Here is an 8764-nt window from a genome sequence, read left to right as displayed (position 1 = left end):
CCGTGGATCAGAAAGTGTGGAAGTTCAGGGAAGCATCCAGGCCAGCGGCCCCGTCTGCAAGTAGACCAGCGTGGAAAGCGCCAGCAGCAACAGGAGGCTCCAGCCGATCACCTTGCGGAAGATCGCGCCCTCCTGCCCGATGACGCCGACCGCGGCCGCGCCGACGGCCAGGCTCTGCGGCGAGATCATCTTGCCGAGCACGCCGCCGGATGCGTTGGCCGCGGCCAGCAATGCGGGGCGGATGCCGGTCTCGTTGGCCGCGGCGACCTGCAGCGCGCCGAACAGCGCGTTGGAGGAATTGTCCGACCCGGTCACGGCCACGCCGATCCAGCCGATCACCGGCGAGAGAAAGGCGAAGGCCGGGCCGGTCTGCGCCATCCAGCGGCCGAGCGTGATCGTCTGGCCGGAGTAGTTCATCACAAAGGCCAGGGCCAGCACGCACAGCACGGTGGGAATGGCCCAGCGCAGCTGCCTGAGCGTGGCGCCATAGGTGCGCACGGCCGCGCTGGGCCGCACGCGCAGCAGCATCGCCGACAGCAGCCCTGCCACGAAAAGAAGCGTGCCGGTCGCCGACAGCGCATTGAGCGTGAAGACCGAGGACACGGGCTTGCCCGCCGCATTGACGATGTCCACCCCCGGCCACGGGAAACGCAGGGTGCCGGCCGAGAGCCATTGCTGCACGCCCTTGATCTGCGCCAGCGAGAAGATGGCAATGATCAGCATGTAGGGTGCGTAGGCGATCCATACGGTGCGTGCGTCGTGCCGCGCCGCCGCCAGCTGCGACGGCTCCACGTCTTCGATGCGCCCGGGCTGCACCGGCTGCCACACGCGCAGGAACAGCATGAGCGCGCCGGCCGAGCCGAGGGCGCCGAATACATCGGCCAGCTCGACCGAGATGTGGTTGGCGGCAATCCACTGCGCCGCGCCGAACGCAAGGCCTGCGACCACGGCGGCCGGCCAGGTCTGGCGAAGGCCGCGCCTGCCGTCGAGCAGGCCGACGAGGATCAGCGGCACGAAGGCCGCCAGGATCGGCGTCTGGCGCCCGACGATCGCACCCAGCAGGCCAAAGGGTTCGCCCGACACCTGCGCCAGCGTGACGATCGGCACCGCAAGTGCGCCGAAGGCGACGGGCGCCGTGTTGGCCACCAGCGCCAGCACGGCGGCCTTCATCGGCTTGATGCCGATGGCCAGCAGCATGGCGCCCGAGATGGCAATCGGCGTTCCGGAGCCGGCCAGGGCCTCGATCAGCGCGCCGAAGTTGTAGGCGATGATGATCGACTGGATGCGCGGATCGGGGCTGATGCGCGCGAAGCTGTCCTTGAGCACCGCGAAGTGGCCCGACTGCACGGTCAGGTTGTAGAGCCAGATCGCGTTGACGATGATCCACAGCACCGTCAGCACGCTGAAGGCCGCGCCGTACAGCCCCACGTCGAGCGCCGTGGCCCACGGCATGCGGTAGGCGAACACCGCCACCAGAACGCAGATGGCGAGCGACACGAAGGCCGCGATGTGCGGCGCAACGCGCAGCCATCCCAGCATGACGAACATGGTGAGCAGCGGCAGCGCGGCCAGCGCCGACGACAGCAGCAGGGACCCGCCGATCGGGTCGTAGATCTGTTGATACAAGGGATGTCTCCAAGGGTCTTGTGGCGGCGCGGCCGTCTTTGCGGCTGCCGTGGCTGCGCGTGCGCGCAGCAGCGCGATGTCAGGGTTTGAAGAAGGAGGTCGGCACCATCAGCCTCGTTTCCTGCGAAACGAGGTAGGCGGCCGCCGCGCTCTTCTCGAGGTAGCTCGCCCAGGCCGGGTCGCGCTGCATTGCGGCGCGCTTGTTCGCGCGATCGGCCGCATCGGCAAAGACCCAGATGTGCGTGTAGCTGTTGACGTTGCCGGTCTCGGTCTGCAGATAGGCCAGCGGTTCGCCGAGGTGGCGGCGCTGGATGTCGAAGCCGTGCTCGGCATACAGCGCCAGGTGGCGCTTCAGGGTGCCAGGGCGGCAGGTGTAGGTGCGGACGTCGTAGAGCATGTGTTTTCCGTTTCTTTGAGGTTCTTTGCGGTTCAGGAGGGTTCTTTCATTCAGTCCACGGTCGCGCCGGAACGCTCGACCAGTGCGCCCCAGCGCTTCACTTCCTGTGCGACGAAGGGCTGGAAGGCTTCGTGCGTGTCGCCGATGGCGTCGGCGCCGAGTTCCTTGAGGCGCGCCTGCACGGCCGGGTCGGCCACCGCCTGCGCGATCGACGAAGACAGCCGGGCCACCACCGGCGCCGGGGTGCCGGCCGGCGCGAAGAGGCCGAACCACGAGCGCGCCTCCATCTGCGGATAGCCGGCTTCGGCGAAGGTCGGCACCTCGGGCAGGCTGGCGCGGCGGGCCTTGCCGGTCAGCGCCAGCGGCCGCAGCTTGCCGGCCTGCACCTGCGACAGCACCTCGGGCAGGTTGGCGAACATCGCCTGCACCTGGCCGCCGATGAGGTCGGTCTGGGCCAGCGCGCCGCCCTTGTAGGGCACATGCAGCATGCGCGTGCCCACCAGGGTGTTGAACTGCTCGCCCGCCAGGTGCGCCGCGGTGCCGGTGCCGCCCGAAGCGAAGTTGAGCCTGTCGCCCTGCCTTTTCGCGTAGGCCGCGAACTCGGCCGCGCTGCGTGCCGGCACGCCCGGGTTCACCACCAGCACCAGCGGCACCGAGGCCAGGTTCGACAGCGCCGCAAAGTCCTTGGTCAGGCTGTAGTCGAGCTTGCGGTAGAGCGTCGCGTTGATCGCGTGGCTCGAGGTCGCCATCAGGATCGTGTAGCCGTCGGGCGCAGCGCGGGCCACGGCCACGGCGCCGATGTTCCCGTTGGCCCCGGCCTTGTTGTCGACCACCACGGGCTGGCCGAGCTGGTCCGACATCTTCTGTCCCACCACGCGGGCGATCACGTCGGTGGCGCCGCCGGCGGCAAAGGGCACCACGATCCGGATCGGGCGTGTCGGAAAGTCGGCGGGGCCTTGCGCATGGGCCTGCACGAGCGCGCAGGCGCCCAGTGCCGCCAGGGCCGAAGCCCGCAGCAGTTTGTTCATCTCTATGTCTCCTTTTTGGGATCGCGAAATTTCGTCAGGACGCGGCGCGCAATGCCTTGTCGCGCAGCTCGCTCAGGGTGGCGCGCGGCGTCAGGATCTCGGGCTCGATCGCAAGCTCGATGAGCGCGCTGCCGGCTGCGCCCAGGGCGCGCTGCAGCGCGGGAGCGAAGTCGTCGCTGCGCTCCACCCGCTCGGCACGCAGCCCGAACGACTGCGCATAGCGCACGAAGTCGGGGTTGCACAGGTCGGTGCCGATCGGCCGGCCGGGGTAGTTCACTTCCTGGTGCATGCGGATCGTGCCGTACATGCCGTTGTTGAACACGATGAAGAGGATCGAGAGCGCATGGCGCTGGACGGTCGCGAGTTCCTGCGAGGTCATCAAAAAGCAGCCGTCGCCCGCCAGGCAGACCACCTGGCGCGACGGATGCTGCAGCTTGGCGGCAATGGCGGCCGGAACCCCGTAGCCCATCGCGCCGCTGGTGGGTGCGAGCTGCGTGTTCGGCCGCGAGAACGGGTAGTAGCGGTGCGCCCAGGCGCTGTAGTTGCCCGCGCCATTGGTGAGGATGGCATCGGGTTCGAGCGTGTCGCCCAGGGTCTGGATCACGCGCGCGGGGTCGAGCTTCGCCTCGCGCGTCGAAGGTGCGACATAGCGCTCATAGCTTGCGCGCAGCTGGCCGAGCCATGCGCGCCAAGGCGCCGGGTCGGCCGGTGGCATCGCAGCAGCCGCCTGCGCGAATGGCACCGGGCTGCTCAGGATCTTGAGCACGGGCTGGTACACGCGCCCGAGCTCCTCGGCCGAGGCCAGCACGTGCACCAGCTGCTGGCGCGGCACCGGCACCTCGAGCAGCGTGTAGCCGCTCGTGACGATCTCGCCCAGCCGCGTTCCCACGGCGACCAGCAGGTCGGCCTCGCGCACCGCGCGGGCCAGCTCGGGATTGATGCCGATGCCGACCTCCCCCACGTACTGCGGATGGCGGTTGTCGAACAGGTCCTGCCGACGGAAGGCGCAGGCCACGGGCAGCGCGTTCTGCACGGCAAAGCGCTCGATCGCCTCGCGGCCTGCCGCACTCCAGCCGGGGCCGCCGAGCAGCAGCAGCGGCTGCTTCGCCGCGGCAAGATGGTCGCGCAGGCGCAGCATCGCGTCGGGCGCGGGATGCGCCTGCGGCACTTCCACGCGCGGCGCCGCAACGGGAAAGGCGGAATCGGTCAGCATGTCCTCGGGCAGCGCGAGCACCACGGGGCCGGGGCGCCCGGACATCGCCACCGAACAGGCGCGCGCCATGAATTCGGGAATGCGCGCGACGTCGTCGATCTGCGCCACCCACTTCACGAAGGGGCCGAACATGCGCCGGTAGTCGATCTCCTGGAAGGCCTCGCGCTCGAGCATGTCGCGCCCGACCTGGCCGATCAGCAGGATCATCGGCGTGGAGTCCTGGAAGGCGGTGTGCACGCCGATGCTCGCGTTGGTGGCACCGGGCCCGCGCGTGACCATGCAGATGCCGGGCCGGCCCGTGAGCTTGCCCTGGGCCTCGGCCATGAAGGCGGCCGCGCCTTCGTGGCGGCACACCACGACACGCAAGGCGTCCTGCTGCGCATGCAGCGCGTTGAGCACGTCGAGGTAGCTCTCGCCGGGCACGCAGAACACGGTGTCAGCGCCTTGCGCGAGCAGCGCGTCGACGATCAGCTGGCCGCCGGTGCGCAGTTTGGGGGAATCATTCATCGCCAGCCATCGGGCCACCATTGCGGCGGCGGAGTTGAGATGGATCGACTTTAGGCAGCCGAACGCCCGAGGCGGTAGGACGATTGCGAGCTCGTCTTGTACTTTTCGACGGCCCGCACTAGGGGCTTACGCCAGCTAGAGGGCCGTGCCGTAGCGCTTCTTGAACTCGCCGGGTGTCAGCTGCGTGCGCTTCTTGAAGAAGCGGCTGAAGTAGGCGTGGTCTTCGAAGTGAAGATGGAATGCGATCTCGGCCACGCCCATGTCGGTGTTGCACAGCAGCCGCTTGGCCTCGAGCACCAGGCGCTCATGAACCAGCTCGCCCGCGGTCTTGCCGAGCGTGCGCTTGACGGCGTCGTTGAGCTGGCGCTCCGTGACATGCAGCCGCTGCGCGTAGTCGCGCAGCGGGCCGAAGTCGAGGTAGTGCTGGTCGATCAGGAGCTTGAAGCGCTTGGTCAGCGAGTAGCTTTGCGGCGAGGCGCCGTCGGCCGCACGCGCCGGATAGAGCCGCCGCAACCGCGTCAGCAGCACCAGCAGGTAGGAGCGCACGATGTCCAGCCGCGCCTCCGCCCGCCCGAGCATCTCGCTTTCCATCTCGAGCAGCAGCGGCAGCAGCTCGTCGTGCTGCGCTTGGTCAAGGTAGAGCACGGGAGCGTCCGACGCGATGTGGAAGAACGGGTACTTCGCGATGTCGTCCGAGCGCGGGAACATCTGCACGAAGAACTCGGTGCTGAAGTTGATGACGAAGCCCTTGGGCTGCACGGTCGAGGCCCAGGCGTGCAATTGGCCGGGCGAGACGAAGAACACGGTGTTGGCGCGCGCCTCGAAGGTCTCGAAGTCGAGCAGGTGCGTGCCCGCGGCCTCGCTCATCCACAGCAGGTGGTAGTAGTTGTGGCGGTGCGGAAAGCCGCGTGGGATGTCCGGGCGGTCTTCGAGCCGCACCAGGTCGAAATGGAATGCGCCTGCTTCGCCGCTGAAGTCGGAGCTGTCGAAGACAGGAAAATCGGCGGGAGGCGGCGTGTACACGAGCGGGCTTGCGATGGCGGATCGAAGCCATCGATTATCGGACAGCGCTGCATGCCGCCATGCGGCATCCAGCGCATGGCACCCCGCTCAGCCGCCGGTCGAATCAATCCTCCGACCTGTATGCCGCCAGGAACGCGTCGGACGACACCTGATCGGCCAGAGCCCGGAGGTTCGCCGCCGAGGCAGGGCCCAGCACGGCCTCCACGCGGTCGTTTGCCGCGGCCCAGCGCCACACCGCTTCGGACAACTTGGCCTTGCCCAGCGGGGTGAGCACGCCGTGCTTGGTGCGCCGGTCCTTGGCGTCCGCACGCAACTCGACGAAGCCGTCSCGCACCAGCGGCCTGAGCGCGTGGGTCAGCGCCGACAGCTGGATGGCGAGCCGGGTCGCGAGGTCCTGCAGCGTCGGCCCTTGCGGGGCGGCAACCGTGAGCTTGTCGATTTCCGCGATGAGCGCGAGCTGCGTGGCCTTGAGGTCCAGCGGTGCCAGTGCTTCGTCGTACAGCTGGCCCAGCCGGCGGGCGGCCAGGCGCAGCGCCGTGTTCGTGCAGACGCGCCCACCCAGGACATCCTGATCCGCGGCCGGCTTGTCCAGGCTGCACTTCGCGTCGACGGCTTTGGTTTTTATTCCCATGTCTTGAAAATGGTTGAGTGCTGCACCAACGGCAGCCGGYGGCGGATCGCTTCTACATTTGAGCCCTCAACTTTTTTGGTTGAGCCCTCAAATTTTATTGGAAAACCACCCATGACACATCCCAGCTCCAGGAAAGTCGCTCTTGTCACCGGGGCTTCCTCCGGCATCGGCGCCGTCTATGCTGACCGCCTCGCCGCGCGCGGCTACGACCTCATTCTTGTCGCCCGTCGCGCCGACCGCCTCGAAGCCCTCTGCGCGCAGGTCTCGAAGGCGCACGGCATCCAGGCCGAGGCGGTCGTTGCCGACCTGACCCAGGACGAGGACCTGGCGCGGATCGAGACGATCCTGTCCACCCGCGCCGACCTGCGCGTGCTGGTGAACAACGCCGGCATTGCGCGGCTGGGACCGGTGGCACAAAGGTCCGCGGGCGACGCGCTGTCGCAGATCGCCCTCAACATCACGGCGCTGACGCGCCTGACCCAGGCGGTGGTGCCCGCCTTCATCGCCAGAAACGACGGGGTGATCATCAACATCGCTTCGGTGCTGGGCATCCATGCGCTGCCGATCAGCGCCGTCTACAGCGGCACCAAGGCCTTCGTACTGCAATACAGCCGGGGCCTGCAGGAAGAGCTGGCCGGCACCGGCGTGAAGGTTCAGCTGGTCCTGCCGGCCTCGACGGCCACCGAGATCTGGGACCTGTCGGGCGTGCCTCTGGCGGCCCTCAACAAGGACGCCTTGATGACCACCGAGCACATGGTCGATGCGGCGCTCGCGGGATGGGACCAGGGCGAAGCGGTCACGTGGCCGTCGGTCGCCGATGCAACGCTGTGGGACAAGTACGAAGCGGCGCGCTCCGCATTGTTTGCCGCCACCCAGGTGGGAACGCCGGCCCCGCGCTACCGGATCGGCTGAGCCGCTGCGGGCCAAGGCCATCCCCCTCCTTTCTTCTCACTCCCCTTTTCTTCAGGACAGTCCATGCTTTTCGACGCCTTCTCCTTGCGCGCCATCCCGCTCAAGAACCGTGCCGTGATGTCGCCGCTCACCCGCAGCCGCGCGGCCGAGAACAACACGCCCAACAGCCTGATGGCCACCTACTACGCCCAGCGCGCGGGCGCCGGGCTCATCATCACGGAAGGCACCTCGCCTTCGCCCAACGGCCTGGGCTACGCCCGGATTCCCGGCCTGTTCAATGATGCCCAGGTGCAAGGCTGGAAGCTCGTGACCGACGCAGTGCATGCCAAGGGCGGCAGGATCGTCGTGCAGCTCATGCACACCGGCCGCGTGGCCCACTCGGACAACCTGCCGGCCGGTGCCGAGGTGCTGAGCTCGTCGTCGGAGACATGCCCCGGCCAGATGTGGACGGATACGCAAGGCAACCAGCCTCACACGCCGCCGCGCGCCATGACCGAGGCCGACATCCAGGTGGCGATCGGCGAATACGCCACGGCTGCGCGCCTTGCCATCGAGGCCGGCTTCGACGGCATCGAACTGCATGCCGCCAATGGCTACTTTCTCGAGCAGTTCCTGAACGCCAACGTCAACCGCCGCACCGACGGCTACGGCGGCACGGCCGAAGGGCGCAACCGGCTGGTGCTCGAGGTCGCGCGTGCGGCCGTGAAGGAAATCGGCGCGGAGCGCGTGGGCATCCGCTTGTCGCCGCACGGCGTGCTCAATGGCACCGGCGCGTTCGAAGGCGTGGACGAACAGTACCTGGCGCTGGTGAAGCAGCTCTCCGCGCTCGGCCTCATGTACGTCCACGTGCTCGACCATTCGGCCCTGGGCACCCCGCCCGTCCCGGCCAAGCTGAAGACCGACCTCAGGGCCGCGTTCGATGGCCCCTTCATCCTTGCCGGCGGACTCGACAAGGCCAGCGCACTGCAGGCCCTGAGCGAAGGCCGCGCAGACCTGACGGCCATGGGCAGGGCCTTCATCGCCAACCCCGACCTGGTCGACCGCATGCGCCAGGACGCGCCGCTGAATGCGCCTGCGCCGGAGACGTTCTACACGCCCGGCGCCAAGGGCTACACGGACTATCCGACGCTCGCGGGCTAGGCACCGTCGGTTGCAAACAAGCACGCCGCCGGCGTGGCCGATGGTTCAAGCGCACCGGGTAAACGGCCGAAACGGCGAGCTCAACAGGCAGCCCAGCCGATGGGGGTCAGTGGCATGTCCCGCTTCGCGGTGTAGTGAATGCTGAAGACCATGGTGCGACGCGTGTTCGACCCCCGGGGTCAATCGTCGCGGGCCGGGGTATCAGCCGACGGCAAGTGGAAGACATGCAACTCTTCCCAACGGCCCGTCGAGTTTTCGATCAGCACGACCGAGGCGCAATCCGCCAC

General features: G+C 68.1%; 8 protein-coding genes. 2 read left to right on the top strand and 6 right to left on the bottom strand.

Annotated features, from left to right (window positions below; translation table 11 throughout):
- Nucleotides 1-24: 24 nt before the first annotated feature.
- From AC1DOC_RS09060 to AC1DOC_RS09035, 6 genes are all read right to left on the bottom strand, one after another.
- On the bottom strand, nucleotides 25-1626 hold the full coding sequence (locus AC1DOC_RS09060; RefSeq protein WP_015865599.1) for an L-lactate permease: 1602 nt from the start codon (nucleotides 1624-1626) through the stop codon (nucleotides 25-27).
- Nucleotides 1627-1705: 79 nt separating this feature from the next.
- The gene (locus AC1DOC_RS09055) at nucleotides 1706-2023 is read right to left on the bottom strand and encodes an NIPSNAP family protein (protein ID WP_015865600.1); all 318 of its coding nucleotides are present in this window, start codon (nucleotides 2021-2023) and stop codon (nucleotides 1706-1708) included.
- 50 nt (nucleotides 2024-2073) lie between these two features.
- Nucleotides 2074-3051, bottom strand: coding sequence for a tripartite tricarboxylate transporter substrate binding protein (locus AC1DOC_RS09050; RefSeq protein WP_015865601.1), 978 nt, complete (start codon nucleotides 3049-3051; stop codon nucleotides 2074-2076).
- Between the two features lie 34 nt (nucleotides 3052-3085).
- The gene (locus AC1DOC_RS09045) at nucleotides 3086-4771 is read right to left on the bottom strand and encodes a thiamine pyrophosphate-binding protein (protein ID WP_041945844.1); all 1686 of its coding nucleotides are present in this window, start codon (nucleotides 4769-4771) and stop codon (nucleotides 3086-3088) included.
- 135 nt (nucleotides 4772-4906) lie between these two features.
- Nucleotides 4907-5794: a helix-turn-helix domain-containing protein gene (locus AC1DOC_RS09040; RefSeq protein ID WP_015865603.1), complete on the bottom strand. Its 888-nt coding sequence runs from the start codon at nucleotides 5792-5794 to the stop codon at nucleotides 4907-4909.
- Nucleotides 5795-5897: 103 nt separating this feature from the next.
- Entirely contained in the window at nucleotides 5898-6425 is a 528-nt protein-coding gene (locus AC1DOC_RS09035) for a MarR family transcriptional regulator (protein WP_015865604.1), read from the bottom strand.
- Nucleotides 6426-6536: 111 nt separating this feature from the next.
- Here AC1DOC_RS09035 and AC1DOC_RS09030 point away from each other — a divergent pair, with 111 nt between their 5' ends.
- Nucleotides 6537-7337, top strand: coding sequence for an SDR family NAD(P)-dependent oxidoreductase (locus AC1DOC_RS09030; RefSeq protein WP_015865605.1), 801 nt, complete (start codon nucleotides 6537-6539; stop codon nucleotides 7335-7337).
- 63 nt (nucleotides 7338-7400) lie between these two features.
- Nucleotides 7401-8477: an alkene reductase gene (locus AC1DOC_RS09025; protein WP_015865606.1), complete on the top strand. Its 1077-nt coding sequence runs from the start codon at nucleotides 7401-7403 to the stop codon at nucleotides 8475-8477.
- Nucleotides 8478-8764: the final 287 nt, after the last annotated feature.

The organism is Variovorax sp. 01T439_2, from assembly GCF_056398445.1.
The sequence above is the reverse complement of the archived record's forward strand: the minus strand, read 5'-3'. Positions and strand labels throughout refer to the sequence as shown.

Coding starts and splice junctions, on each gene's coding strand:
- AC1DOC_RS09025 (WP_015865606.1), top strand. CDS start 7,401: ATGCTTTTCGACGCCTTCTCCTTGCGCGCCATCCCGCTCAAGAACCGT.
- AC1DOC_RS09045 (WP_041945844.1), bottom strand. CDS start 4,771: ATGAATGATTCCCCCAAACTGCGCACCGGCGGCCAGCTGATCGTCGAC.
- AC1DOC_RS09050 (WP_015865601.1), bottom strand. CDS start 3,051: ATGAACAAACTGCTGCGGGCTTCGGCCCTGGCGGCACTGGGCGCCTGC.
- AC1DOC_RS09030 (WP_015865605.1), top strand. CDS start 6,537: ATGACACATCCCAGCTCCAGGAAAGTCGCTCTTGTCACCGGGGCTTCC.
- AC1DOC_RS09055 (WP_015865600.1), bottom strand. CDS start 2,023: ATGCTCTACGACGTCCGCACCTACACCTGCCGCCCTGGCACCCTGAAG.